This window comes from Pseudomonas sp. B21-035 (assembly GCF_024748945.1).
GTDB lineage: Bacteria > Pseudomonadota > Gammaproteobacteria > Pseudomonadales > Pseudomonadaceae > Aquipseudomonas.
Window position 1 is genome coordinate 4,072,388 of the sequence record NZ_CP087179.1, and the last position, 26,201, is coordinate 4,098,588.

Below are 26,201 nucleotides of genomic sequence, written 5' to 3' on the forward strand. Positions count from 1 at the left end.
GCCGATGAGGAAAACCCGATGCATGCGAAAGTCTGGCTGATTGGTGCGGGCCCCGGTGATCCGGAGCTGCTGACCCTCAAGGCGGTACGCGCCCTGGGGAAGCCGAAGTGGTGCTGATCGACGACCTGGTCAACCCGCACATTCTTCAACACTGCCCGCAGGCGCGGGTGGTTGCCGTGGGTAAGCGCGGCGGATGCCGCTCCACGCCGCAAGCCTTCATTCAGCGCCTGATGCTGCGCTATGCCCGTCAGGGCCGCTGCGTGGCGCGGCTCAAGGGCGGTGACCCGTGCATCTTTGGCCGCGGCGGCGAAGAGGCGGCCTGGTTGCAGGCTCATGGCGTCGAAACCGAGCTGGTCAATGGCATTACCGCAGGCTTGGCCGGCGCGACCCAATGCGGTATCTCGCTGACCTTGCGCGGCGTCAGCCGTGGCGTGACCCTGGTCACCGCCCACACTCAGGACGACAGCCCGTTGAACTGGCAGGCGCTGGCCCAGGGCGGAACTACCCTGGTGGTGTACATGGGCGTGAGCAAGCTGGAGGACGTGCAGCAGGGCTTGCTGGCAGGTGGCCTGGCGGCGCAGACGCCGGTGGCCATGATCGAGAATGCCTCGCTGCCTCAGCAGCGCGAGCAACGCAGCACGCTGGCGCAGCTGTGCCAGGACGCCGCCCGCTTCAAGCTGTGCAGCCCGGCGATTGTGGTGATCGGCGAGGTGGCAGCAGCGCACAGCGCAGTGCTGCAGCAACTGACAGCCTGAATCGCAGGCAAAGAAAAGCCCGGCCTAGGCCGGGCTTTTCAGTAGCGCCTGGACCAATTACTTGGCTTGGGCTTCTACTTGTGCTTCTACGCGACGGTTAACAGCGCGACCAGCGTCGGTGGCGTTGTCAGCAACCGGACGGGTTTCACCGTAGCCAACCGACTCAACGCGGTTCGACTCAACACCGTACTGGTTGGTCAGAACTTGCTTAACGGCGTTTGCACGACGCTCAGACAGTTTCTGGTTGTAAGCGTCAGGACCGACGGAGTCAGTGTGACCTTCAACAGTGGTGGTGGTCTGTGGGTACTGCTTCATGAAGTCAGCCAGGTTCTTGATGTCGCCGTAGCTGTTTGGCTTGACGACCGACTTGTCGAAGTCGAACTTGACGTCCAGCTCAACACGGACGACTTCAGCAACAGCTGGGCAGCCATCAGCGTCAACGGTAACGTTGGCTGGGGTGTCAGGGCACTTGTCGACGTTGTCGCAGACGCCATCGTTGTCGCTGTCGGAGCAGACTTCAGCGACTGGAGCAGGAGCGGCTTCAACCTTGCCACCGCTACCACCGAAGTTCAGACCCAGACCAACGGTCGGACCCCACTCGGTGTTGCCGTTGTCGATGTTGTACATGGCTTCAACGCCAGCACGGGCGAAGAACATGTCGGTGATGTACCACTTGGCGCCAGCGCCAACGTTGGCGAAGGTGGAGTGGTCACGGCCGTTACGGGTAGCTTGACCCAGGCTTTCGTGAGCGAAACCAGCCGAAACGTATGGACGCAGAGCGTCGCCGACGGTACCGAAGTGGTAGGTAGCGTCCAGCTTGGCCTTGGAACCTTTGATGTCTTTGTTGAAGACTTCGCCACGAGCGTTGTGAGTCTCGTTGTAGCCCAGGTCCAGGGACAGGTCGTCGGTCAGGAAGTAACCGAGGCGAACACCAGGATTGGTGCCGTCGTTCTTGAAGTTACGTTCGCTGTCGTAGTACTGCTTGGTGACGTTGCCTTCAATTTCGACTGCGCCTTGGCCTTGTGCCAGAGCGCCGAAGGAAGTTGCGGCTACAAGAGAACCAATGGCCAAGCCCAAGGTGTTTTTCAATTTCATCCGTTAAATCCCCATCTGGTGATAGTTAAGCAGTCCCACCAACATCCGGGGGACAACTCGACGGCAAGTCTAGCAGAACTTGCCGGTACGTTAGAGATATTTGCGCGCTACTAAGTTTCAGCAAGGCCCGCAAATTTCTCACGTAGCTTGTCAAGCGCACGCTTGTACCGCATTTTCGTTGCGCTCAGGCCCATGTGCATGATATCGGCGATTTCCTGAAATTCCAGTTCTGCGACAAATCGAAGCACCAGAATCTCGCGGTCAATCGGATTGACATGCACTAGCCATTTGTCCAGCCCGCCTTTCTCTTCCGGTTTTGGCGCCTTCTCTTCCGAGGCCTCCTCGAGTGGATCAAGACTCAAGGCATCCATCAGTCGACGTTTGCGCCGCTCCTTGCGGTACTGGGTGATGCATTCGTTGTAGGTGATGCTGTAGAGCCATGTCTTGAACTTCGATTTGCCCTCGAAGTTCTTCAGCCCATAGAGCACCTTGAGCATCACCTCCTGACAGACATCGTCAGCATCCCGATCGTTCCCTAAATAACGTGCACAGACGTTAAAAAGGGTCCGTTGGTAGCGGCGCATGAGCTCCTCATACGCGCGAGTAACATGAAACAGCTCCTCATGCGAACGCGCCACCAACTCCTCATCAGTGAGCTCGCGGGGGTCGTAACGCATGGGCAGCGAGTGAACTTTATTCAAAACGGATCTGGCCGACAGTCAGGTCAATGTCGCCGCATACCCCTGCCTGGGGCATTTTTGCGGCGGCATACATTAGCAGGATTTGCCCGGTTAGCGGCTATTGACTCGCTGCTCAAGCAGAATCCGGTTGGACAACGACACTAGTTCGCCATCATCGGTCAGCAGGGTCGTCTTGACCGTGCCGATCTCTTCGATCTGCCCTTCGACCTCGCCAATCCGCACTTGTTGGCCCACTTGATATAGTTCACGCACGTAAATTCCGGCCAGGATCTGCCCGGCGATTTCCCGGCTGCCCAGGCCCATGGCCAGCGCTACGGCCAGACCAACGGTAATCAAACCGATGACGATCACATGGTTGAGCAGGTCGGTCTTGACCTCAAGCTGGCTGATTGCCACCGAGATACTGATGATAATCACCAGGCCCTGGGCGATGCGCCCGACGCCTGCGGCATATTCCAGGCCGATGCCTTCGGCGGCGCCGCGTACCAGGCCGTTGACCAGTTGCGCCAGCAACACACCGGCCAGCAGTACCAGCGCCGCACCGAACACCTTCGGCAGGTACAGGGCGAGCATGTCGAGGGTCGCCGAGACGCGCTCAAGGCCCAGGGATTCAGCGGCCGAAACCAGGAAAATCAGCAGTACGAACCAGTAGACGATCTTGCCGATCAGGGTCGAGATCGGCACCTGGATGCCGACCCGGCTGAGCATCTTGGTCAGGCCGGTGCCGCCCATCAGGCGATCCAGGCCGAGCTTGGCCAGCAGTTTCGACAATAGGGTGTCGAGCAGCTTGGCCACGACGAAACCGAGCAGCACCACAACCAGGGCGCCGAACAGGTTGGGAATGAAGTTCGCCACTTTGGTCCACAGCGCTGTCATCGCGGTGACCAGGCTCTGGGTCCAGAGATCAAGTTCCATATTCAATCGGCCTTATCAGCTTTACGGGCGGTAGCGTTACGGCGCACCGGCGCGACATGCGCCGAGCCATTGTTCACGGCAATCATCAGCGCCTGGCTCCAGCGGCCCAGCAGGCTGAACAGATCGCCCGCGCCAACCTGGCGGTTGGCGGTTTTCAGGACCCGGCCCAGGCAGGCGTCGTCGTCGCGGTCCTGACCGGACGGCGATGCCTTGAGCAGGTCTCGCAGGGATTCTTCAAACGGATCGTGCATAGGCACCTCGCGCAATATCTGTCAAAGACGAGGTCGCCAGACAACGGGTCACATGAACCGCCAAGGCAGTTTGTGACTGTATGTTCACAGATTTCATCTTCACACCCAGCGCAGGCGGCGGAACAGCCACCATTGCCCCAACGCCAGGGCCAGTACCAGCAGGCTGGCGAACAGAAAGCCGTAGGGGCTGTCGGAGCCGGGAATGCCGCCGACGTTGATGCCCAGAAGCCCGGTGACGAAACTCATGGGCAGGAAGATGCAGGTGATGATACCGAAGCGGTACATGGTCCGGTTCATCCGCTCGCTGCGGCGCCGGTCCTCGCTCTCGAGCACCAGGGCGGCGCGCTCACGGGTGAGATCCAGCTCTTCGAGGTAGCGGGTCAGGCTGTTGTTGAGCTCGTTCCAGTAGTCGGCATCGTCGGCGGCGAACCAGCTCCACTTGTTGCGCGCCAGTTGTGCGTAGATTTCCCGCTGCGGGTTGAGAAAGCGCCGCAGCCCCGCCGCACGCCGGCGGATCTGCTGCAGGCTGCCCTGGTCCGGGGCATAGCGCTTGTCGGCTTCAAGCTGCTCTTCTTCGCCGTCAACCACTTCCGAGAGGTCGCTGATCAGCGCCTGGACCTTTTCGGTCAGCAGTTGGGCCATGCTCAGCAGCAGTTCGGAGGCGGTCTTCGGCCCTCGATTTTCGGCCAGTTGCTGGAGCAGCTCGTCACTGGCGCGCAACGGCCGCAGGCGCAGCGAGATCACCCGCTGGGCCTCGGCGAAGATGCGCACCGAGACCATGTCTTCGGGTTCAGCGCCGGGGTTTAAGTTGACCCCGCGCAAAAACAGCAGCATCTGCGCATCCGGCAGGGGCAGCAGGCGTGGACGGGTGTTTTCTTCCAGCAACAGGTCGCAGGCAAACTCGTTCAGGCCGCTGTCGTGGCGCAACCAGGTGCGGGTCTGCGGGTGGCTGCGGTCCCAGTGCAGCCACAGGCTTTCCTGGGGCTGCAACGCAAGGGCGTCCAGTTCAGTTCGGGCGATCGCACGGGCACCGCCTTTTCCATCCAGCACCAGGGCATGCACCAGCCCCCATTGCGCGTTTTCTTCCTCGAACATCCCTACCCCACTGACCGGTTTCAGAGCTTTACTCAGGCATTTTCAACGGGCTTGGCGAGACGATCACGCCATTGTTGTCGGCGTAGATGTATTCGCCCGGACGGAAGGTCACGCCGGCAAAGGTCACGGGGATGTTGAGTTCGCCAACACCGCGGCGTACCGATTTGAGCGGGTGGCTGGCCAGGGCCTGGACGCCGACGTCGGTCTGCGCCAGGACATCGACATCACGCACGCATCCGTAGATCACCAGGCCTTGCCAGTGATTCTTCGCCGCCTTTTCGGCGAGCATGTCGCCGAGCAGGGCATGGCGCAGCGAACCGCCGCCATCGACCACCAGGACCTTGCCGGTGCCATCGAGCTCGACCTGCTCTTTTACCCGCGAGTTGTCCTCGAAGCACTTGATGGTGACGATCTCACCCCCAAAGGAGTCGCGGCCGCCGAAGTTGCTGAACATCGGCTCCAGCACCTGCACCAGTTCCGGGTAGGCGTCGCACAGATCGGGGGTGATGTAATGCATGGGAAACTCCTGTCGATTATCGAGACGATGAATGTCGCAGTTTCACTCAATGAACGAGGCCCGGCGATGCGGCTTTAGGCCCAAGGCTACACGTCACTGCCGTTGCGGTCACCTTGGGCAAGGAATCAGTGAACAGATGTTCGCTGAAAAACCCAAAAATGACCAAAACCTTCACAATCGTCATATCTTAACGGCATCAGCTCGCCGGCGAAACGGCCTGCGCCGCCTCCGGCAGCAACGCCGCCAGCGGATCCTGCAACCAACGCTCGACCAACGGCCAGACCTGCGCCTGCGCCGGCTTGCTGACCAGCATGTCGACATGACCAAAGTTGTCGAAGCCCTCCTCACGGCCCAGGCGGACAAACTGCTTGTGCTCGCTGCCCAGTTGCTCGAACAGCTTGCGACAGGCCCACACCGGGTCCTGGTGATCACCCGCGCCGGCCACCGCCAGCACTGGCACATCAACTTCGGCCAGCCCCGCCCACCAGTCGCGATCCTTGTCGCCAAAGCGGCCAAACAGACCGAACCAGCGCATGCTTTCCAGCGCCAGGCCAATCGGCTCGTCTTCCGGGCCGCGCTTGAGCCGCGAGCCGGAAATCTGCGCAAAGCGCTTGAGCAACAGGCGCCCGCCCCACTCCACCGGCGGCAGCTTCAGTGGCCAGTAGGTTCGGCTGACCTGGGTACCGAAGAACGCCACGCTGGCCACCTGCTCGGCGCCCAGGTACTGGCCACCGAGGGCCGCCGCCAGGGTGGTACCGCCCAGCGAGTGACCGATCCAGTGCGCAGGCCTGCCGGCCTGCTCGCAGACGAACGCGGCAATTACCGGCAGGTCATAACGGGCATAGTCAGCCACGCGGTTGTTGCGATAGCCATGGTTGCGCGGCGACAGGCCGTGGCCGCGCATCTCCGGGATCCACACATCGAAACCGGCGCGCGCCAGGTAGGCGCCCAGGCCAATGCCCCGGGGCGAATACCAGAAGCGCCGGTTGGAAAAGCTGCCGTGCAGCAGAATGACCGGGGTGCCACGCACCTCGGCTTGATCGGCCATGCCCAGGCGGGTGAGCGCCAGCTCGACGCTGCGATCCGGGCTGTTACCGGCTTTGATCCGGTACACGTCCTCGCTCAGGTCGCCACGGCGCTCGGCACTGAGCAAGGCCACGGGAAAAAGGGTACTGCTGCTTTGCATAGGGTTCTTGCACAAAAAAGGGCGAGATCCATCACTGGAACACGCCCTGGAATACGGTCGGAACCCTCACCGGCGTAACCGCCAGGTGAAGGCTCCGGTTCAGCGCATCAGTTCGCGGCCTGGCCTTCAGCCAGGAAGAACCAGGTCTCGAGGACCGAGTCCGGGTTCAGCGAGACGCTTTCGATGCCCTGTTCCATCAGCCATTTGGCCAGGTCCGGGTGGTCGGATGGGCCCTGGCCGCAGATGCCGATGTACTTGCCAGCCTTGTTACAGGCCTGGATGGCATTGGCCAGCAGCTTCTTGACAGCAGGGTTACGCTCGTCGAACAGGTGCGCAATGATCCCCGAGTCGCGGTCCAGGCCCAGGGTCAGCTGGGTCAGGTCGTTGGAGCCGATGGAGAAGCCATCGAAGTACTCGAGGAACTCTTCGGCGAGGATGGCGTTGGACGGCAGTTCGCACATCATGATCACGCGCAGGCCGTTGTCACCGCGGGCCAGGCCGTTTTCGGCAAGCAGGTCGACAACCTGGCTGGCCTCGCCCAGGGTGCGCACGAACGGCACCATGATCTCGACGTTGGTCAGGCCCATCTCGTTGCGCACGCGCTTGAGGGCGCGGCATTCGAGCTCGAAGCAGTCACGGAAGGTTTCACTGATGTAGCGCGAAGCACCGCGGAAACCCAGCATCGGGTTTTCTTCTTCCGGCTCGTAGAGCTTGCCGCCGATCAGGTTGGCGTATTCGTTGGACTTGAAGTCCGACAGGCGCACGATGACCTTCTTCGGCCAGAACGCCGCCGCCAGGGTGCTGATGCCCTCGACCAGTTTCTCGACGTAGAAGCCGACCGGGTCGTTGTAGCCGGCAATACGCTTGTCGACGCTCTCTTTGAGCTCGGCAGGCAGGCCTGCGTAGTTGAGCAGCGCCTTGGGGTGCACGCCGATCATGCGGTTGATGATGAATTCCAGGCGCGCCAGGCCGACACCGGCGTTGGGCAACTGGGCAAAATCAAAGGCGCGGTCCGGGTTGCCGACGTTCATCATGATCTTGAACGGCAGCTCCGGCATGGCGTCGACGGAGTTCTTGCGCACGTCAAAGCCCAGCTCACCTTCGAAGATGAAACCGGTATCGCCTTCGGCGCACGACACGGTCACGCCCTGGCCATCCTTGAGCAGCTGGGTGGCGTTGCCGCAACCAACCACCGCCGGAATACCCAGTTCACGGGCAATGATCGCCGCGTGGCAGGTACGCCCGCCACGGTTGGTGACGATGGCGCTGGCGCGCTTCATCACCGGTTCCCAGTCCGGGTCGGTCATGTCCGAAACCAGTACGTCGCCGGGCTGGACCTTGTCCATCTCCGAGACGTCCTTGATGATCCGTACCTTGCCGGCGCCGATGCGCTGGCCGATGGCGCGGCCTTCGACCAGCACGGTGCCGGTCTCTTTGAGCAGGTAACGCTCCATGACGTTGGCCTGGGCGCGGCTTTTCACGGTTTCAGGGCGGGCCTGAACGATGTACAGCTTGCCGTCGTCACCGTCCTTGGCCCATTCGATGTCCATCGGGCACTTGTAGTGCTTCTCGATGATCATCGCCTGCTTGGCCAGCTCGCTGACTTCGGCGTCGCTCAGGCAGAAACGGGTGCGGTCGGCCTTGTCGACATCGACGGTCTTGACCGAACGACCGGCCTTGGCTTCTTCGCCATAGACCATCTTGATCGCCTTGCTGCCCAGGTTGCGGCGCAGGATCGCCGGGCGGCCGGCTTCCAGGGTGCCTTTGTGCACGTAGAATTCGTCGGGGTTGACTGCACCCTGAACGACGGTTTCACCCAGGCCGTAGGCGCCGGTGATGAACACCACGTCACGAAAGCCCGACTCGGTGTCGAGGGTGAACATTACGCCGGCAGTGCCGGTTTCCGAGCGGACCATGCGCTGCACGCCGGCCGACAGGGCCACCAGCTTGTGGTCGAAGCCCTGGTGCACGCGGTAGGAAATGGCGCGGTCGTTGAACAGCGAGGCGAACACTTCCTTGGCGGCGCGGATGACGTTGTCGACGCCGCGGATGTTCAGGAAGGTTTCCTGCTGGCCGGCGAACGAGGCGTCCGGCAGGTCTTCGGCAGTGGCCGAGGAGCGCACGGCCACGGCCATGTTCGGGTTGCCCTGGGACATTTCGGCGAAGGCAGTGCGGATTTCGGCGTTCAGGCGCTCGGGGAACTCGGCCTCCATGATCCACTGGCGGATCTGCGCACCGGTTTTGGCCAGGGCGTTGACGTCGTCAACGTCCAGCGCGTCGAGGGCAGCGTGGATCTGGGCGTTCAGGCCGCTCTGCTCGAGAAAGTCACGATACGCCTGAGCCGTAGTGGCAAAGCCGCCGGGGACCGAGACACCGGCGCCCGCGAGGTTACTGATCATCTCGCCGAGGGATGCGTTCTTGCCCCCCACATGCTCTACATCATGGACGCCGAGCTTATCGAGGGAAACTACGTACTCTACCAAGGTGATCTCTCCACTAACTGTGTTGGAAAAGCTCAGGTCGCCCGCCTGCCAGCTCTGGCTTGGCCGGGCGCTTGTGGCCTGGACCTGGAAAATAAGTGAGAATGCCGAACGCAGTGTTCGGTAAACCGAACCTATCATATCCAAGATTCGTCACCAGCTTAAGGCCCAAGGCGCAAATGAAACGATCTGCTTTCTTTATCTCCGATGGCACCGGCATTACCGCCGAGACGCTGGGACAGAGTCTTCTAGCGCAGTTCGATACCATTCCGTTCAATAAATTCACGCGTCCGTACATCGACAGCGTAGAAAAAGCGCGGGTGATGGTACAACAAATCAATAGCGCCGCTGAGAAAGACGGTGTCCGTCCGATCATCTTCGACACCATCGTCAATCAGGATATCCGCGAGGTCCTCGCCACCTCCAACGGCTTCATGATCGACATCTTCTCGACCTTCCTGGCCCCGCTGGAACAGGAACTGACCGCCCATTCGTCCTATTCGGTGGGCAAATCCCACTCGATCGGCGGCAATTCCAACTATATGGAACGCATCGAGGCGGTCAACTTCGCTCTCGACAACGACGACGGCGCGCGCACCCACTACTACGACAAGGCCGACTTGATCCTGGTAGGCGTGTCGCGTTGCGGCAAGACCCCGACCTGCCTGTACATGGCCATGCAATTCGGCATCCGCGCGGCCAACTACCCGCTGACCGAAGATGACATGGAGCGCCTGCAACTGCCCCAGGCCCTGAAAAACCACCAGCACAAGCTGTTCGGCCTGACCATCGACCCCGACCGCCTGACCGCCATCCGCCACGAGCGCAAGCCCAACAGCCGCTACGCAAGCTTTGCCCAGTGCGAGTTCGAGGTACGTGAAGTGGAGAACCTGTTCCGCCGCGAGAACATTGCGCACATCAACTCCACGCATTTCTCCGTGGAAGAGATTGCGGCGAAGATTCTGGTCGAGAAAGGTGTAGAGCGAAGGTTCAAATAAAATTCACCGGCCTCATCGCGGGTCAAGCCCGCTCCCACAGGTACAGCACGATCCACCCTGTGGGAGCGGCGGTGCGGCGACCCGACTTGACCCGCGATGAGGCCGGGACAGGCACAAAAAAAACCCCGGCAAATGCCGGGGCTTTTTCATTTCAGCTCACGCTCAGGACGGCATCACCGTTGCCTGGCCACTCAGGGCCAGGTCCACCAGTTCGCGGTTGGCCACCGCGTACATGGCGTAGTCGGTGCCGGTAGCGGCACGCAGCTCGTCGAGCATGGCGCGCCAGCGCTCGACCATGACCCGGTGCTGATCCAGCCACAGGGCCACGCGGGCGTCCATGTCCTCGGGTGCGTCGATCATCTGCAGCACCGAGATGGTGATCGCCCGTTGCTGCAGGTCGATATCATCGCGGAAGGCTTCACGGGCCAGGGCCTGCCAGTTGTTTTCCACCGGCAGGTTGCTGATTTCCTGCAGGTACCAGGTCAGGTCCAGGGCGCTGCCAACGGCGAAGAAGGCCTTGGCCACTTCGGCCGGGTCCTGGCCGGTGACGTCGGAAGCCTCGATGATCGGCAACAGGGTGTACAGGTGCGTAGTGCCGGCCACCATGCGTGCCAGCAGCTCCGGCACGCCGGCTTCGACAAAGCCCTGGTAACGGGTCATCCAGCGCTCGCGGGTCGGCCCTTCCAGCAGTTCGTCAAGCTTGAGCCCCAAAGCAGCGATCTTCGGCCCGAAGTGCGCCACGTCACGCCCGGCATCCTGCTCGTTACGACGGCTGCGCAGGAACCAGCGGGTCGCACGGCGGCCCAGACGCATCAGCTCGTCCATCAGGGTCAACTGGATTTCAGCCGGGACCTGGTAGTCCAGCGCCTCGATCTGACGGAACCAGTGCGGCAGGTGGAAGATGTCGCGCACGATCACGTAGGCGCCAGCGACGTTCGCCGGGCTCATGCCGGTGGACTCTTTCAGGCGCTGAACGAAGGTGATGCCCATGTTGTTGACCAGATCGTTGGCGATCTGGGTGCTGACGATCTCGCGTTTCAGGCGATGGCGGCGCATGGCTTCGGCGAACTTGCTCACCAGCGACGGCGGGAACGCGGTTTCCATGTCGCGGGTCAGGTAGTCATCGTCCGGCACCAGCGACTTGAGCAACTGCTCCTTGAGGTCGATCTTGCTGTACGAGATCAGCACCGACAGCTCGGCACGGGTCAGGCCCTGGCCGGCGGCCAGGCGCTCGGCCAGTTGCTCTTCGGTCGGCAGGAACTCGATGGCGCGGTCCAGCTTGCCACGGCCTTCAAGGTCGGCCATCAGGCGCTTGTATTCAGCGATGCGCTCCTTGGCCCGACGCGCAGCCAGCGACAACGCCTGGGTCTGCTTGTAGTTGTTGCCCAGCACCAGGCCGGCCACTTCGTCGGTCATGCTGCCCAGCAGCTGGTTGCGCTGCTTCTCGGTCATGTCGCCAGCCTGCACCACTTCGTTGAGCAGGATCTTGATGTTGACCTCGTGGTCGGAGCAGTCCACGCCACCGGCGTTGTCGATGAAGTCGGTGTTGGTGGCGCCGCCGTTCAAGCCGAACTCGACCCGGCCCAACTGGGTCATGCCGAGGTTGCCGCCCTCGCCCACCACCTTGCAGCGCAGCTCGTTGCCGTCCACGCGCAGGGCGTCGTTGGCCTTGTCGCCGACGTCAGCGTGGCTTTCCTCACTGGACTTGACGTAGGTGCCGATACCGCCGCTCCACAGCAGGTCGACCGGCGCCTTGAGCAGTGCGTTGAGCAGCTCGGTCGGGGTCAGCTTGTCGGCTTCGATGGCGAAGCGCTCTTTCATCTGCGCGGTGATCGCGATGCTTTTCGCACTGCGCGGGAAGATCCCGCCGCCTTCGGACATGATGCTGGTGTCGTAGTCGCTCCAGGCCGAACGCGGCAGGTCGAACAGGCGCTGGCGCTCGGCGAAGCTGCTGGCCGGCTCCGGGTTCGGGTCGATGAAGATGTGCAGGTGGTTGAACGCCGCCACCAGTTGCAGCTTGTCGGACATCAGCAGGCCGTTGCCGAACACGTCACCGGCCATGTCGCCGACGCCGACCACGGTGATCGGGTCTTCCTGGACGTTGATGCCGCGCTCGCGGAAGTGACGCTGCACGCCAACCCAGGCGCCACGGGCGGTAATGCCCATTTTCTTGTGGTCGTAACCGGCCGAGCCACCGGAGGCGAACGCATCGCCGAGCCAGAAGCCGTAGTCGATGGCAATGCCGTTGGCGATATCGGAGAAGGTCGCGGTGCCTTTGTCGGCAGCCACCACCAGGTACGGGTCATCGTCGTCATGCCGGACGACGTTGGCCGGCGGCACCAGGGCGCCGTCCTTGAGGTTGTCGGTGATGTCCAGCAGGCCGGAAATGAAGATCCGGTAGCAGGCGATGCCTTCGGCCTGGATATCGTCGCGGCTGCCGCCCAGCGGCAGGCGACGCGGCAGGAAACCGCCCTTGGCGCCGACCGGCACGATCACCGAGTTCTTCACCTGCTGGGCTTTTACCAGGCCCAGCACTTCGGTGCGGAAGTCTTCTTCACGGTCCGACCAGCGCAGGCCGCCGCGGGCGACGTTGCCAAAGCGCAGGTGCACACCCTCGACCCGTGGCGAGTAGACGAAGATCTCGAACTTCGGCACCGGCTTGGGCAGCTCGGGGATCAGCTTGGGGTTGAACTTGAAGCTGAAGTACGACTTGTTATGGCCCTGGGCATCGGTCTGGTAGAAGTTGGTGCGCAGGGTGGCCTTGATCAAGTCCAGGTAGCGACGCAGGATGCGGTCTTCGTTGAGCACCTGGACGTCATCCAGGGCGGTGAGGATCGCCTGTTCCAGACGCTGCTGCTTGTCGTCGAGGTCTTCGCTGGTGAGCTTGCGCGCCAGGTAGAAGCGGGTCTTGAACAACCGGGTCAGCTCGCGGGCGATGTCGGTGTGGTTGTTCAGGGTGCTGGCGATGTAACCGAGGTCGAAGCCCAGGCGGATCTGCTTGAGGTAGCGGGCGTAGGCACGCAGCAGCGCCACGTCGCGCCATGGCAGGCCGGCGGTCAGCACCAGGCGGTTGAAGGCGTCGTTCTCGGCATCGCCATTGACGATGTGCACGAATGCATCCTGCAGGGTGTCGTTGAGCTGCTGGATGTCGAGGTTCAGGCCTTCGGCGGCGGTGAAGGCAAAGTCATGAATCCAGTACTCGCGGCCATTGGCGTGGCGCAGGCGGTAGGGGAACTCGCCGAGCACGCGCAGGCCGAGGTTTTCCAGGATCGGCAGCACATCTGAAAGCGCCAGCGGTGTATCGGCGTGGTACAGCTTGCAGTGCAGCTGCTGTTTGCCGGCCTGGGTCAGCGGCTGGTAGAAGCTCATGACCAGCGGCTTGCGCTCGGACAGGGTCAGCAGGTGCTGCATGTCGACCACCGCCGAATGGGCGGCGAAACGCTCGCGGTAACCGGCCGGGAAGCCTTTCGGGAAATCGGCCAGGACGTTGGTGCCCTGGGCTTCGCCGAAGCTTTCGACGGTCAGGCTGGCGTAGTCGTCCTGCCACGAACGGCAGGCCTGGATCACTTCGTTTTCCAGTTGCTGCGGGTCGATGTCGATGCGGTTTTTCGGGTCGACGCGCAGAATCAGCTGCACGCGGGCCAGTACCGACTCGGAGAAGAAGGTCCAGAACTCGCAGTCGCTGGCCTTGAGGCGCTCCATCAGCACCTGCTGGATCTTCTGCCGCACTTCGGTGGAGTAGATATCACGCGGCACGTAGGCCAGGCAGTAGCAGAAGCGGCCGTACGGGTCCTTGCGCAGGAACACGCGGATCTTGTTGCGCTCCTGGATCTGCACGATCGACATGACGGTGCTGAACAGCTCGTCGACCGGGGTCTGGAACAGGTCGTCGCGCGGCAGCACTTCCAGGACCTGCGCCAGCTCCTTGCCCAGGTGGGCCTTGGGGTCGAAGTGCGAGCGGCGCTCGACTTCGGCGACCTTGCCACGGATGTAGGGGATCGCGCGCACGCTCTCGCCATACACCGAGGAGGTGTACAGGCCCATGAAGCGGCATTCCTTGATGACCTTGCCGTCGGCGTCCAGCTGGCGGATCGACACGTAGTCCGGGTAGGCCGGACGGTGCACGCGGCTTGGGTGCGCGGCCTTGGCGAAGGACAGCAGCAGCGGCTCTTGCAGGTAATTGACGGCGTAGTCTTCGATGCGCAGGTCTTCGGCGGTGAGACCGACGCGCAGCATGCGGGTCAGGCCGAGGAACGACTGCTCGTCGTATTGCAGCTGGCCGCCCTGGGCGTCGCCATGGACAACGAACTCTTCGTAGCCGAGGAAGGTGAAGTGGTTGCCCAACAGCCACTCGAGGAACGCCTTGACCTCGGCCTTTTCATTTTGTGCCGGGGCGTAGGCGGTTTGTTCAACCAGCGCCACGACCTCGCGCAGCTTGGCTTTCATCGGCTCGAAATCGGCGACGGCGACACGCACTTCAGCCAGCACCTGCTCAAGCTCGCGGGTCAGCAGGTTGAGTTCGGCGGTGTTGGCGCAGCGGTCGATTTCCAGGTACATCAGCGATTCTTGCAGCACGCCTTCGCCCTGGGTGCCCTTGGGCAGGATTTCCAGCAGCTCGCCTTTCGGCCCGCGACGCACACTCAGTACGGTGGTCTGCAGGGTATGGATGCTGTAGCCGCGGCGGTTGAGCTCGGTGCGCACCGAGTCGACCAGAAACGGCAGGTCATGGTGCAGGACTTCGACCGCGGTGTGGGTCGACTGCCAGCCATGACGCTCGTAATCGGGGTTGTAGACGCGAACCTGAGGCTGGGAGTGATCGAAACGCTCGATGATGCGCCAGGCAGAGAGGGTGCAACCGGCCAGGTCCGACATACGGCGCTGGGTGAGTTCGTCCAGAGAGATGATGCCGAAGAACTGCTCGGCGAACAGCGCCACTTGTGGCAGTGCCTGTTCGCTGATGTGCTGCGCCAGGGCCGCTTGCAGTTGATGCTGGAAGTCGGCTTTGCTGGCTGCGGTGAAAAACGCCATCTGTGGTACTCCGCTTGGGCTTTATTATTGAGTGAAGCGTCGCGCGCGTCCGCCGTTTACGGATCAACGATAGCCAACCCGTAGCAGGAGGACGGTAAAACCATAGAAACAGGCGCTCAAGGTGACCCGCAAGTCACATCTTCCCGCTCCACGGATGGGCATCTGCAAAAACGACTGCCAGCGCGGCTGTGTCTTTACGGGTGTCCATCGACAGCGCAGCTTAACGAGTGCCCGCCCGCCCCTGCTTGCGGTGCTGCGACATATTCGGTCATTGAGGTGCAACCGTACGTTTATCCACAGGCCGAACACTGGCAGAATCGTGTTTCAACTTATTGATCGAGCCGCTCATGCAATTCAAGACCGCCCTGCTCTTCGCCACCCCCTGCGATGATGAAGAAGACAACATGGCCACCCTGTGCTGCCACAGCGACAAGGGCCAGATGTTCCTCATGACGCGCTATCCGGACGAAGACACGGTGGACATCACCCTGGATGACGAGCCAAGCACCCTCGACGGCCTCAAAGTGACCTTCAGTGCCAAACGCTTGATGATCGAAGTGGCAGCGGGCGATACCGATGCGCTCAATGGCGACGACTTTCTGGAAATCCTGCTTACCGCCGACGGCACCGACCTCGCCGAAGTCGAAGAAACCCTGCAGAACATCCTCAAGGGCACCGGTACCTACGTCAGCGAGCTGTAATCGCCCACGCGGTTTCTTGACAAGGAACCGCTGCAAAAGGCATTGTCTGACAACCTGATTAATGAGCCACCCTCATGCTTGAGCTTCAGCGCCCCGACACCCTGGTCGAACGGGTTGTCGGCGCCATCCGCGCAGAAATCGATTCCGGTCGCCTGGCGGCCGAATCGCGCCTGCCCACCGAACAGCAACTGGCCGAGCAATTGAACGTCAGCCGCTCGGTGGTACGCGAGGCAGTGGCCCAGCTCAAGGCGGACGGGGTGCTGATCGCCCGCCGCGGCCTGGGTTCGTACATTTCGCAAACCCCGACCGGCACGGTCTTCCGCTTCCCTGCTGCGCAAGGCCGCAGCCCGGACCTGGTGCAGATGTTCGAAGTGCGCCTGTGGATCGAGACCCAGGCCGCCTCGGTAGCCGCCCAGCGCCGCGACGCCGCTGACCTGGCGCGCATGGGCAAGGCCCTGCAGGAGATGCTCGACAAGCGCAGCGAGTTTGCGGTAGCTGCCGCCGCTGACGTGGAGTTCCACCGGGCCATCGCCGAGGCCAGCAAGAACGATTATTTCGTCGCTTTCCATGATTTTCTGCGTGGCCAGCTGGCCGCAGCCCGTCGCACCGCCTGGGAAAACTCGGCGGCGCATTCGGTCGGCGGTTCGGCCGATGCCCATCGCGAGCACCAGGCGCTGTACCAGGCCATCGCCGATGGCGACCGGCTTGGCGCCGCAGCCTGCGCCGAAGCGCACCTGCGGGCCTCGGCCAAACGCCTGAAACTGGACCTGCCGAGTATCGACTGAACACCCTATAGAACGGGCGCTGCGGCATGGCGCCCTTTTGTTTGACCTACTTAGTCTGACAACCTGATAAGCAGACTCTCTGATAAGAACAAGCCAAGGTGACACCTGCATGATCTACGACTACTGCATCATCGGCGGCGGCATCGTCGGCCTCGCCACCGCCATGGCGCTGCTGGAACGCCAACCGGGCGCCTCCTTGCTGATCCTGGAAAAGGAAAGCAGCCTGGCCAAGCACCAGACCGGGCATAACAGCGGCGTGATTCACGCAGGCATCTATTACGCGCCGGGCAGCCTCAAGGCCGACCTGTGCAAGCGCGGCGCCCAGGCCACCAAAGCGTTCTGCAGCGAGCACCAGATCAAGTTCGAAGTCTGCGGCAAGTTGCTGGTGGCCTCGACGCCGCTGGAAGTCGAGCGCATGCGTGCCCTGTACGAGCGCTCGCAGCAGAACGGCCTGAAGGTCGAACAGTTGGATGCCAAGGAGCTGCAACGCCGCGAGCCGAACATCGTCGGCCTCGGCGGCCTGTTCCTCGATGCCACCGGCATTGTCGACTACCAGCAGGTCTGCGAAGCCATGGCCCGGGTCATCCAGCGATTCGGCGGCGAAGTGCAGCTGCAAACCACCGTGCGCGCTATTGTCGAAACCGCCGACAAGGTCACCATCAGCAGCGACGACAAGGTCTGGAGCGCCCGCCAGCTGGTGGCCTGTGCTGGCCTGCAATCGGACCGCCTGGCAACCATGGCCGGGGTCAAGATCGACCACCAGATCATCCCCTTCCGCGGCGAATACTTCCGCCTGCCTGCGGCCAAGAACGACATCGTCAACCACCTGATCTACCCGATTCCCGACCCGGAGCTGCCGTTTCTTGGCGTGCACCTGACGCGGATGATCGACGGCAGCGTTACCGTCGGGCCGAACGCGGTACTGGGGCTGGGCCGGGAAAACTACCGCAAGTTCTCGGTGAACTGGCGCGACGTTGCCGAATACGCGCGTTTTCCGGGGTTCTGGAAAACCATCTGGAACAACCTTGGTTCCGGCACCGCCGAGATGAAGAACTCACTGTTCAAAGGCGGCTATCTGGAGCAATGCCGCAAATACTGCCCGTCGCTGAATGTCGAAGACCTGCTGCCCTATGAGGCCGGGATCCGCGCCCAGGCGGTGATGCGCGACGGCACCCTGGTGCACGACTTCCTGTTCGCCGAGACGCCGCGCATGGTGCACGTCTGCAACGCGCCCTCGCCGGCGGCCACCTCGGCCATCCCGATCGGCCAGATGATCGCCGAAAGGATCTTCAAGGCCCGCTGAATCCTGCTGCACACCTAACTACAAAGACAAAAAAGGAACACCCCACATGTCGGTACATGAGGCGGCTGCGGCCGCGAGCGAAACCCCGGAACAAAAACGCAAACGCCTGCGCAAGGTCGCCGCCGCGACCATCTTCGGCTCGATGCTGGAGTGGTACGACTTCTACCTGTACGCGACCATGGCGGCGATCGTCTTCTCGAAGATCTTCTTCGACCCGAGCAACCCGGCGGTGGCGTCGCTGCTGGCGTTCTCCACCTTCGCCATCGGCTTTATCGCCCGCCCCTTCGGCGGCGTGCTGTTCGGCTACCTGGGCGACCGCTTCGGGCGCAAGCAGGTACTGGTCATCACCTTCTGCATGATGGGCGTGTGCACTACCCTGATCGGCCTGATCCCCAGCTACGCCTCGATCGGTATCTGGGCGCCGATCATCCTCGTGCTGGTACGCATCATCCAGGGCCTGGGTGCCGGTGCCGAGTTGTCTGGCGCGGCGGTGACCTCTTATGAACACGCCAGCGAAGGCAAGCGCGGCAGCCAGGGCGCCTGGCCGGCGCTGGGCCTGAACCTGGGCCTGCTGCTGTCGTCGCTGACCGTCTACCTGCTGACCATGAACGGCAACGAGTTCCTGCTCGCCGGCGGCTGGCGCATCCCGTTCATCTGCAGCATCGTGCTGGTCGGCGTCGGCCTGTGGGTGCGTAAAAGCATCCCGGAAACCCCGGACTTCAAAGAGCTCGACAAAACCCCGGCCAAGGACCAGGTATCGCCGCTCAAACTGCTGTTTCGCAACGACCTCAAAGGCCTGGCCGTGGTGTTCTTCGTGGCCATCGGCTACAACGCCCTGAGCTACATCTTCAAGACCTTCTCGCTGGCCTACCTGACCCAGTACAAAGGCGTCGAAGCCCATGTCACCTCGCTGTCGGTGACCATCGCCAGCCTGGTGGCGATTATCGCCGTGCCGTTCTTCGGCTGGCTGTGCGACAAATGGAGCAGCAAGACCGTGCTAATGCTTGGCGGGCTGTTCTCGGTGCTGTTCGCCTACCCGTTCCTGAGCCTGCTCAACACCGGCGAGCCGATGATGATCTACCTGGCGATTGCCATCGGTACCGGCATCCTCGCACCGATGATGTTTGCCCCGCAGGGCTCGTTCCTCAGCCGCCAGTTCCCGACCCAGACCCGCTCTTCGGGCTTTGGCACCGGGCGCGAGATCGGCACCGCCGTGGCCGGCGGTCTGGCACCGCTGGGCGGCCTGGCGCTGGTGGCCAACTCGGCGACCCACTCCACCGACGGCGTGGCGCTGATTCTGGTGGTGGCGGCGGTGTTCGTGGTGGTGTTTGCCCTGTGCGACCAGGGCCGCAAGCATTCCAGCTTCAAGAACTGACACCCCGGCTCCCACAGGGTCAGCGCGATCCCTGTGGGAGTTGGCGTTGCCGACGATGGGCTGCACAGCAGCCCCGACTTCACGATTTGAACAATTTTCCCTGCTGCCGTTAGTCGCAAGCCCCCGGATGGATTAAAGTATCAGCCCCCGCCCGGGCGCTTTTACGCCGCACGCCCTGGCTTTTTTCCAGGAACCGTCAACGATGGAACACCGTGAGGCGCTGATCGCGCTGCGCACCTTTCTTTCAACCCAGATCCTGGGCCAGGAAAAACTCGTCGAGCGCTTGCTCATCGTGCTCCTCGCCGACGGCCACATGCTGGTCGAAGGCGCCCCGGGCCTGGCCAAGACCAAGGCCATCAAGGAACTGGCCGAAGGCGTCGAAGCCGAGTTCCATCGTATCCAGTTCACCCCCGACCTGCTCCCGGCCGACATCACCGGCACCGAGATCTATCGCCCGGAAACCGGCAGCTTCGTGTTCCAGCAGGGGCCGATCTTCCACAACCTGGTATTGGCCGACGAAATCAACCGCGCCCCGGCCAAGGTTCAGTCGGCGCTGCTCGAGGCCATGGCCGAACGCCAGGTCAGTGTCGGGCGCAGTACCTACGAGCTGTCGCCACTGTTCCTGGTGATGGCCACGCAGAACCCGATCGAGCAGGAAGGCACCTACCCGCTGCCCGAAGCCCAGCTCGACCGCTTCCTCATGCACGTCAAGATTGGTTTTCCCGATGCCGCCGTCGAACGGCGCATCCTCCAGCAGGCCCGGGGCGAGGCGCTCAACGGCGAGACCAAGCCGGAACGACGGGTCAGCCAGCAGGCGATCTTTGCCGCACGCAAGGAAATCCTCGGCCTGTACATGGCCGACGCGGTAGAGGAATACCTGGTGCAACTGGTGATGGCCACCCGCACCCCGGCCAAGTTCGACCTGGAGCTGGCCGACTGGATTGCCTACGGCGCCAGCCCGCGCGGCTCGATTGCCCTCGACCGCTGCGCGCGGGCTCATGCCTGGCTGGCCGGACGCGACTTCGTCAGCCCTGAAGACATCCAGGCGGTGCTGTTCGACGTACTGCGCCACCGCATCATTCTTTCCTTCGAGGCCGAGGCCGCCGGGATTGACCAGGACCGGGTGATCCAGCGCATCCTCGACGTCGTCGCCGTCGCCTGAACCCATGCCCAATCGCCTGCTGGCCGCGCCCGGAATCCGCATCAGCCTCGCCGAGCTGATCGAGATGCGCCATCGCGTGCGCGAAGTGCAGTTGTTCTCCCGGCCCGGCCAGCGCAGCCCGCTGGTCGGCCTGCACCACTCGAAACTGCGCGGACGCGGGGTCGACTTCGACCAGGTGCGGGTGTACCAGGCCGGCGACGATGTGCGCAACATCGACTGGCGGGTGACCGCGCGCACCCAGGAGCCGCATACCAAGCTGTTCCATGAGGAGCGGGAGCGGCCGATCTTCATCCTCGTCGAACAAAGCCAGCGTCTGTTCTTCGGTTCCGGGCTGATGTTCAAGTCGGTGCTCGCCGCCCAGGCCGCCGCCCTGATCGGCTGGGCTGCGCTGGGCCACAACGACCGCATTGGCGGCCTGGTGTTCGGCGACAACGAGCACTACGAAATCAAGCCACGGCGCAGCAAGCAGAGCCTGTTGCAGTTGCTCAACCGCCTGGCACGGGTCAACCAGTCGCTGCACACCGAAGCCGTGCCCCAGGCCGACAGCCTCGGTATCGCCCTGCGCCGCGCCCGCGAAGTGCTGCGCCCGGGCAGCCTGGCAATCATCATCTGCGACGAGCGGGCGCTGACGCCTGCGGTCGAGCAGCAATTGAGCCTGCTTTCGCGTCATTGCGACCTGCTGCTGTTGCCGCTGTCCGACCCGCTCGACCATGCCCTGCCGGCCGCCGGCCTGCTGCGCTTTGCCCAGCACGGTGCGCAACTGGAGCTCGACACCCTCGACCCGACCCTGCGCAAGAGCTACCGCCAGCAAAGCGAGGCGCGCATCGAACGCTGGGAGCTGCTGGCGCAAAAGCTGCGGGTGGTGCTGATGCCGCTGAGCACCCAGAGCGAGATGATCGAGCAACTGCGCGAGTACCTTAACGCGCAACGACCGGGGAAAACCTCGTGAACCCGCTCGATCAATTGCAGCCGCTGCTGGCCCCACCGCCGATCGGCTGGTGGCCGCTGGCGCCAGGCTGGTGGGCACTGCTGTTGCTGCTGCCGCTACTGGCTTGGGGCCTGTGGCGCCTGCGCCATTGGCGCCCGGGTAAAAAGCCCATCGTGCGCGCCGAACTGCCTCTGGACCCGGTACGCATCGAGGCCCTGGCCGAACTCGCGCGCCTGCCCAAACCCTACGACGGTGCCCCGGCCGGGGCCTGGCTGCAGCAGATCAACGCACTGCTCAAGCGCCTGTGCCGCAACCATTACCCGGGCAGCCACAGCCATACCCTCAACGGCCGCCAATGGCTGGCGTTTCTTGATAACCGCTGCCCGGCCGCCGGCCTGACCCGCTGGATGGTACTGGTCGAAGGCGCCTACAAGCCCGAATGCAAACTCGACGACAAAGCCATCAACGGCCTCAACCAGTCGGTCGAAACCTGGATCCGCAAACATGTTTGAACTGGCCTGGCCGTGGATCTTCGTGCTGCTGCCGCTGCCCTGGCTGGCGCGCCTGCTGCTGCCGGCCGCCGACAGCGGCGAGCCGGTGCTCAAGGTCAGTTTCCTCGATGAACTCGAAGGCCTGGCCGGGCGCCGCGCGCGCCTGAACCTGCCGACCTGGCGCCAGCAAGCGCCATTCGTGCTGGTCTGGCTGTTGCTGCTGTTTGCCGCCGCCCGCCCGCAGTGGCTGGGCGAACCGCTGCCGGTGGCCGCCAGTGGCCGCGACCTGCTGGTGGCGGTGGATGTTTCCGGCTCCATGGACTTTCCCGACATGCAGTGGCAAGGCGACGACGTCAGCCGCCTGACCCTGGTCAAGGCCCTGCTCGGCGACTTTCTCGAAGAGCGCCAGGGCGATCGCGTCGGCCTGATCCTGTTCGGCAGCCAGGCCTACCTGCAGGCACCGCTGACTTTCGACCGGCGCACCGTACGCACCTTCCTCGACGAAGCGCAGATCGGCATCGCCGGCAAGAACACTGCCATTGGCGATGCCATCGGCCTGGCGCTCAAGCGCCTGCGTCAGCGCCCGGCGCAGAGCCGGGTGCTGGTGCTGGTCACCGACGGCGCCAACAACGGCGGGCAGATCCACCCGCTGACCGCCGCGCGCCTGGCCGCCCAGGAAAACGTGCGCATCTACACCATCGGCATTGGTGCCGACCCGGAGCAGACCGGCACCGCCGGCTTGCTGGGCATCAACCCGAGCCTGGACCTGGACGAAGCCTCGCTCAAGGAAATCGCCGAACTGACCGGCGGCAGCTACTTCCGCGCCCACGACGGCGAAGAACTGCAAGCCATCGGCGACGCCCTCGACCGCCTGGAACCTGTGGCCCAGCAGCCGACCCAGGCGCGCACCGCCGAGCCGCTGTACAGCTGGCCGCTGGCCCTGGCGTTGGTGCTTAGCGTGCTGCTGGTGGTCGAACAGCAATGGCCCGACAACCTGTTGCAGCGCCTGCTGCGCCGCCCACGCTTTTTGCAGCCGCACCCGGAATGGCGCCAGCGCCTGCAACGGCTGCGCTTGAGGAGGCGGCGATGAACGAACTGTGGCCGCAATGGCTACGCCCGCTGTGGCTGGTCGTCCTGCCGCTGCTGGCCTGGTTGCTGTGGAAGCTCTGGCATCGGCAAAAACGCGCCGGGCGCTGGCAGATGATCCTGCCCGCGGCCTTCCATGCCGTGCTGCTCGGTGGCGGCAACGGTCGCGACAGCAAACTGCCGTGGATCGCGTTGGGCCTGGCCTGGCTGATCACCGTGCTGGCCCTGGTGGGCCCAAGCTGGCAGCGCCTGGAGGACACCCGCCAGCGCCCGGCCGACCCGCTGGTGGTGCTGCTTGAGCTGACCCCGCAGATGCTTGCCGACGACGCCGCGCCAAACCGCCTGGAACAGGCCCGACGCAAGATCCTCGACCTGCTCGAGCACCGCCGCGACAGCCAGACCGCGATCATCGTCTACGCGGGCAGCGCGCACACCCTGGTGCCGCTGTCCGACGACCTGGCCACCAGCCGCAACCTGCTCGAAGCCCTGGACCCGGCGATCATGCCGCAAGCCGGCCAGCGCGCGGATCTTGCCGTGCGCAAGGGCCTGGCCCTGCTCGCCCAGGCAGGCATCGGCCAGGGCCGGCTGCTGTTGATCGGCTCATCGCTCGATACCCAGGAGCGCCAGGGCATCGTCCAGGCGCTTGGCCGCCAGGGCCCGAGCCTGTTGATGCTCGGCGTCGGCAGCGCCGAGGGGGCGCCGGTCAGGCAGGCCAACGGCGAGTTCCTCAAGGACGATCAGGGCGGCATCCTCTTGCCGCGCCTCGACAGCGCCAGCCTCAAAGCCTTTATCACCAGTACCGGCGGGCGTTATCGCAGCGCCCGCATCGACGACCTCGACCTGCGCGGCCTGCGCCTGTTCGACAACCCGCGCAGCCTGCGAGACGATGGCCAGACCGTGCAGCTCGACAGCTGGGCCGACCAGGGCTTTTGGCTGTTGCTGCCACTGTTGCTGCTGGCCGCCTGCGCCGGCCGCCGTGGCTGGCTGTTCTGCCTGCCGTTGCTACTGGCCCTGCCGCAACCAAGCTACGCCTTCGAGTTCAACGACCTGTGGCTGCGCCCCGACCAGCAAGGCCAGCGCCTGCTTGAGCAGCAGCGCCCGGCCGAAGCTGCGCGACACTTCGAAGACCCGCAATGGAAAGGCCTGGCCTTGTATGAGGCCGGCGACTACAACGGCGCCGCGCGCCAGTTCGCCCAGGGCAACCGCGCCGCCGACCATTACAATCGCGGCAACGCCCTGGCCCGCAGCGGTGAACTGGAAGCCGCAGTGGATGCCTACGAGCAGGCTCTGGAGCGCCAGCCGGAACTGCAACCGGCGCTGGCCAACAAGGCCCTGGTCGAGCAATTGCTGCAACAACGCCAGGCCGAACAGACGCCTGAGCAGCCGCCCGAAGACAACCAGCAAAGCGACCCCAACAGCAGCAGCGACGCTGCCAGCAGCTCGCAGAACGCCCAGGACCAGGCCGCAGCAAAACCACCGCAAGAGGCCGATGAAGCGGGCAAACCTGCAGACAACGCCAACGAGCAGGCACAAAACCAGGCCAGCGGCGCGGACGACGAAGACACCACCCGCCCGCCCCAGCGCCCGACCGACAGCAGCCTTGATGCCGAACAGCGCCAGGCCCTGGAACAATGGCTGCGACAGATTCCGGACAACCCGGCCGAGCTGTTGCGGCGTAAATTCTGGTATGAACAGCAACAACATCAGGAAACCCATCGATGAGTCGCGTCTGCGTCCTGGTCTTCAGCCTCTTTATCGCCCTGCAGGTGCAGGCGGCGGCGCTGCTCGCCAGTGTCGACCGCACCCGCCTGAATGCCGGCGAAACCCTTGAGCTGACCCTCGAGACCCAGGATGTCACCCAATTCGGCAAGCCCGACCTGACGCCGCTCGCTGCCAGCTTCGAAGTGCGTGGCACCCGCCAGGTCAACAGCCTCAACAGCCTCGACGAAAACAGCGCCAACACCCGCTGGATCATCACCCTGTTGCCACGCCAGAGCGGCAGCGTGGAAATTCCCGCCCTGCAGCTGGGCGAGGTGCGCAGCCAGCCGATCAGCCTGCAGATCCAGGCCAACGAGGTCAGCAGCGAAAACCACGGCCCGGTGTTCATCGACGCCAGCCTCGACCAGCCCGAGGTTTACGTCCAGGCCCAGGCGGTGCTGACCCTGAGCATCTATCACTCGGTGCCGCTGTACGACGACAGCAGCCTCAGCCCGCTGCAGCTGGACAACGCCAGGGTCGAGCCGCTGGGTGAGTCGCGCACTTTCGAAAAAGTCATCGACGGTGTGCGCCACGGCGTGATCGAGATGCGCTATGCAATTTACCCGCAGCAAAGCGGCGACCTGAAAATCCCGGCCCTGACCTTCAGCGCCACCGCCGCGCAGAACGACGCCGAGCAGGAACTCAACACCCCGCGCGCCGGCAAGCAGGTGCAGGTCAGCTCGACGCCGCTGGTGTTGACGGTCGACCCGATCCCGGCCGATTACCCAGCCGATACACCGTGGCTGCCGGCCAACAGCCTGACCCTGGAAGAACACTGGAGCCCGGACCCGGCCCAGCAACAGACGCAAATCGGCGACTCGCTGACCCGCACCGTGATCCTCCAGGCCGAGGGTTTGTCCAGCGCCCAGTTGCCACCACTGCCCGGCACTGAAGTGAGCGGCCTGCGCCGCTACCCGGACCAGCCGCAACTGCGCAACCAGGTCAATGACCGCGGCCTGCTCGGGGTGCGTGAAGAGCGCGAAGCGCTGGTACCGACCCACGCCGGCAGGCTGGAACTGCCGAGCCAGGAAGTGGTCTGGTGGAACACCCGCGAAGATCATCTGGAGCGCAGCAATCTGCCGGCGCGCAGCCTGCAGATCGAGGACAACCCGGCGCTGAGCGCCGACAAGCCGGCCAGCGTCGACCCGGTCACGGTGCACACCTACCTGCTCTGGCCCTGGCAACTGAGTACCCTGGTGCTGGCCCTGACCACCCTGCTGGGCTTTGCCCTGTGGTGGCGGGCGCGCTCGCAACCGGCGGTGCTGCGCGCGGCGCAAAGCGGGCCGAGCCCGCGCACCCTGCTAGATGACCTCAAGCGCGCGTGCCAGGCCAACGACCCTCAAGCGACGCGCCAGGCCCTGGATGCCTGGGCGCGCCAGCAACCGGAAACCCTGGCCGAGATGGCCGCGCGTTTCGTGCCGCTGTCCGATGCCCTCGATGGCCTCAACGGCGCGCTGTACAGCGAAAGCGGGCAGTATTGGCAAGGCGAAGAATTATGGCGGGCCATCGGTACCATCCCGGCCGCCGAGCAGGTCCAGCCTGCACAAAGCGAGAACGGCAGCTTGCCGCCGCTGTACCCCAAATAACCTCA

The 26,201-nt window shown here is 63.6% G+C and carries 20 protein-coding genes and 1 pseudogene; 12 read left to right on the top strand and 9 right to left on the bottom strand.

Going from position 1 to position 26,201, the window contains the following annotated elements; all coding sequences use genetic code 11:
• Nucleotides 1-18: 18 nt before the first annotated feature.
• Nucleotides 19-755, top strand: a pseudogene (gene cobA, locus LOY22_RS18465) (uroporphyrinogen-III C-methyltransferase).
• Between the two features lie 57 nt (nt 756-812).
• Here cobA and LOY22_RS18470 read toward each other — a convergent pair.
• From LOY22_RS18470 to ppsA, 8 genes are all read right to left on the bottom strand, one after another.
• Nucleotides 813-1,850, bottom strand: a complete 1,038-nt coding sequence (locus tag LOY22_RS18470) for an OmpA family protein (RefSeq protein ID WP_045195013.1) — start codon at nt 1,848-1,850, stop codon at nt 813-815.
• 110 nt (nt 1,851-1,960) lie between these two features.
• On the bottom strand, nt 1,961-2,527 hold the full coding sequence (gene sigX, locus LOY22_RS18475) for an RNA polymerase sigma factor SigX (RefSeq protein ID WP_036990388.1): 567 nt from the start codon (nt 2,525-2,527) through the stop codon (nt 1,961-1,963).
• 114 nt (nt 2,528-2,641) lie between these two features.
• Nucleotides 2,642-3,466, bottom strand: coding sequence for a mechanosensitive ion channel family protein (locus tag LOY22_RS18480; RefSeq protein WP_038994250.1), 825 nt, complete (start codon nt 3,464-3,466; stop codon nt 2,642-2,644).
• A 2-nt stretch (nt 3,467-3,468) separates the two neighbouring features.
• Nucleotides 3,469-3,723, bottom strand: a complete 255-nt coding sequence (locus LOY22_RS18485) for a CrfX protein (protein WP_371128640.1) — start codon at nt 3,721-3,723, stop codon at nt 3,469-3,471.
• Between the two features lie 93 nt (nt 3,724-3,816).
• Entirely contained in the window at nt 3,817-4,812 is a 996-nt protein-coding gene (locus tag LOY22_RS18490; protein ID WP_045195019.1) for a zinc transporter ZntB, read from the bottom strand.
• A gap of 28 nt (nt 4,813-4,840) precedes the next feature.
• On the bottom strand, nt 4,841-5,329 hold the full coding sequence (gene rraA / locus LOY22_RS18495) for a ribonuclease E activity regulator RraA (RefSeq protein WP_038994247.1): 489 nt from the start codon (nt 5,327-5,329) through the stop codon (nt 4,841-4,843).
• A 196-nt stretch (nt 5,330-5,525) separates the two neighbouring features.
• Entirely contained in the window at nt 5,526-6,515 is a 990-nt protein-coding gene (locus tag LOY22_RS18500) for an alpha/beta fold hydrolase (RefSeq protein WP_093380685.1), read from the bottom strand.
• A gap of 107 nt (nt 6,516-6,622) precedes the next feature.
• Complete coding sequence (ppsA, locus tag LOY22_RS18505) at nt 6,623-8,998, bottom strand: phosphoenolpyruvate synthase (protein ID WP_045195023.1); 2,376 nt, start codon at nt 8,996-8,998, stop codon at nt 6,623-6,625.
• 176 nt (nt 8,999-9,174) lie between these two features.
• Here ppsA and LOY22_RS18510 point away from each other — a divergent pair, with 176 nt between their 5' ends.
• Nucleotides 9,175-9,993, top strand: a complete 819-nt coding sequence (locus LOY22_RS18510) for a pyruvate, water dikinase regulatory protein (protein WP_045195025.1) — start codon at nt 9,175-9,177, stop codon at nt 9,991-9,993.
• 162 nt (nt 9,994-10,155) lie between these two features.
• On the opposite strand, the gene LOY22_RS18515 is transcribed toward LOY22_RS18510, so the two are convergent.
• Complete coding sequence (locus tag LOY22_RS18515; protein ID WP_258594388.1) at nt 10,156-15,021, bottom strand: NAD-glutamate dehydrogenase; 4,866 nt, start codon at nt 15,019-15,021, stop codon at nt 10,156-10,158.
• A 347-nt stretch (nt 15,022-15,368) separates the two neighbouring features.
• Here LOY22_RS18515 and LOY22_RS18520 point away from each other — a divergent pair, with 347 nt between their 5' ends.
• The 10 genes from LOY22_RS18520 to LOY22_RS18565 all read left to right on the top strand — a co-directional run bounded on the left by LOY22_RS18520 (nt 15,369) and on the right by LOY22_RS18565 (nt 26,196).
• Complete coding sequence (locus tag LOY22_RS18520) at nt 15,369-15,722, top strand: hypothetical protein (RefSeq protein ID WP_045195029.1); 354 nt, start codon at nt 15,369-15,371, stop codon at nt 15,720-15,722.
• Nucleotides 15,723-15,796: 74 nt separating this feature from the next.
• Nucleotides 15,797-16,507 carry a FadR/GntR family transcriptional regulator gene (locus LOY22_RS18525; RefSeq protein ID WP_045195031.1) on the top strand — a complete coding sequence of 237 codons (711 nt, stop codon included), beginning with the start codon at nt 15,797-15,799 and terminating at the stop codon, nt 16,505-16,507.
• Nucleotides 16,508-16,616: 109 nt separating this feature from the next.
• Nucleotides 16,617-17,810, top strand: a complete 1,194-nt coding sequence (lhgO, locus tag LOY22_RS18530; protein WP_195884709.1) for an L-2-hydroxyglutarate oxidase — start codon at nt 16,617-16,619, stop codon at nt 17,808-17,810.
• A gap of 46 nt (nt 17,811-17,856) precedes the next feature.
• Complete coding sequence (locus LOY22_RS18535) at nt 17,857-19,185, top strand: MFS transporter (protein ID WP_045195035.1); 1,329 nt, start codon at nt 17,857-17,859, stop codon at nt 19,183-19,185.
• A 202-nt stretch (nt 19,186-19,387) separates the two neighbouring features.
• Nucleotides 19,388-20,347 (top strand): MoxR family ATPase, encoded by a 960-nt coding sequence (locus LOY22_RS18540; protein ID WP_038994235.1) that lies wholly within the window; start codon nt 19,388-19,390, stop codon nt 20,345-20,347.
• Nucleotides 20,348-20,351: 4 nt separating this feature from the next.
• Entirely contained in the window at nt 20,352-21,296 is a 945-nt protein-coding gene (locus tag LOY22_RS18545; RefSeq protein ID WP_045195038.1) for a DUF58 domain-containing protein, read from the top strand.
• Nucleotides 21,293-21,787: a DUF4381 domain-containing protein gene (locus LOY22_RS18550; protein ID WP_093380674.1), complete on the top strand. Its 495-nt coding sequence runs from the start codon at nt 21,293-21,295 to the stop codon at nt 21,785-21,787. The genes LOY22_RS18545 and LOY22_RS18550 overlap by 4 nt, the downstream gene beginning before the upstream one ends.
• A complete protein-coding gene (locus tag LOY22_RS18555; protein ID WP_045195041.1) occupies nt 21,780-22,856 on the top strand; it encodes a VWA domain-containing protein in 1,077 nt (358 codons plus the stop codon). Before LOY22_RS18550 ends, LOY22_RS18555 begins: the two co-directional genes overlap by 8 nt.
• Nucleotides 22,853-24,574, top strand: coding sequence for a tetratricopeptide repeat protein (locus LOY22_RS18560; protein ID WP_258594391.1), 1,722 nt, complete (start codon nt 22,853-22,855; stop codon nt 24,572-24,574). Before LOY22_RS18555 ends, LOY22_RS18560 begins: the two co-directional genes overlap by 4 nt.
• Nucleotides 24,571-26,196 (top strand): BatD family protein, encoded by a 1,626-nt coding sequence (locus LOY22_RS18565; RefSeq protein WP_258594393.1) that lies wholly within the window; start codon nt 24,571-24,573, stop codon nt 26,194-26,196. Before LOY22_RS18560 ends, LOY22_RS18565 begins: the two co-directional genes overlap by 4 nt.
• Nucleotides 26,197-26,201: the final 5 nt, after the last annotated feature.

What these genes read in the sequence shown, in the direction of transcription:
- LOY22_RS18545 (WP_045195038.1), top strand. Translation starts at nt 20,352, where the DNA reads ATGCCCAATCGCCTGCTGGCCGCGCCCGGAATCCGCATCAGCCTCGCC.
- LOY22_RS18490 (WP_045195019.1), bottom strand. Translation starts at nt 4,812, where the DNA reads ATGTTCGAGGAAGAAAACGCGCAATGGGGGCTGGTGCATGCCCTGGTG.
- lhgO (WP_195884709.1), top strand. Translation starts at nt 16,617, where the DNA reads ATGATCTACGACTACTGCATCATCGGCGGCGGCATCGTCGGCCTCGCC.
- rraA (WP_038994247.1), bottom strand. Translation starts at nt 5,329, where the DNA reads ATGCATTACATCACCCCCGATCTGTGCGACGCCTACCCGGAACTGGTG.
- LOY22_RS18480 (WP_038994250.1), bottom strand. Translation starts at nt 3,466, where the DNA reads ATGGAACTTGATCTCTGGACCCAGAGCCTGGTCACCGCGATGACAGCG.
- LOY22_RS18555 (WP_045195041.1), top strand. Translation starts at nt 21,780, where the DNA reads ATGTTTGAACTGGCCTGGCCGTGGATCTTCGTGCTGCTGCCGCTGCCC.
- LOY22_RS18560 (WP_258594391.1), top strand. Translation starts at nt 22,853, where the DNA reads ATGAACGAACTGTGGCCGCAATGGCTACGCCCGCTGTGGCTGGTCGTC.
- LOY22_RS18540 (WP_038994235.1), top strand. Translation starts at nt 19,388, where the DNA reads ATGGAACACCGTGAGGCGCTGATCGCGCTGCGCACCTTTCTTTCAACC.
- sigX (WP_036990388.1), bottom strand. Translation starts at nt 2,527, where the DNA reads ATGCGTTACGACCCCCGCGAGCTCACTGATGAGGAGTTGGTGGCGCGT.
- LOY22_RS18470 (WP_045195013.1), bottom strand. Translation starts at nt 1,850, where the DNA reads ATGAAATTGAAAAACACCTTGGGCTTGGCCATTGGTTCTCTTGTAGCC.
- LOY22_RS18515 (WP_258594388.1), bottom strand. Translation starts at nt 15,021, where the DNA reads ATGGCGTTTTTCACCGCAGCCAGCAAAGCCGACTTCCAGCATCAACTG.
- LOY22_RS18525 (WP_045195031.1), top strand. Translation starts at nt 15,797, where the DNA reads ATGCTTGAGCTTCAGCGCCCCGACACCCTGGTCGAACGGGTTGTCGGC.
- LOY22_RS18520 (WP_045195029.1), top strand. Translation starts at nt 15,369, where the DNA reads ATGCAATTCAAGACCGCCCTGCTCTTCGCCACCCCCTGCGATGATGAA.
- LOY22_RS18500 (WP_093380685.1), bottom strand. Translation starts at nt 6,515, where the DNA reads ATGCAAAGCAGCAGTACCCTTTTTCCCGTGGCCTTGCTCAGTGCCGAG.
- LOY22_RS18535 (WP_045195035.1), top strand. Translation starts at nt 17,857, where the DNA reads ATGTCGGTACATGAGGCGGCTGCGGCCGCGAGCGAAACCCCGGAACAA.
- LOY22_RS18510 (WP_045195025.1), top strand. Translation starts at nt 9,175, where the DNA reads ATGAAACGATCTGCTTTCTTTATCTCCGATGGCACCGGCATTACCGCC.
- LOY22_RS18565 (WP_258594393.1), top strand. Translation starts at nt 24,571, where the DNA reads ATGAGTCGCGTCTGCGTCCTGGTCTTCAGCCTCTTTATCGCCCTGCAG.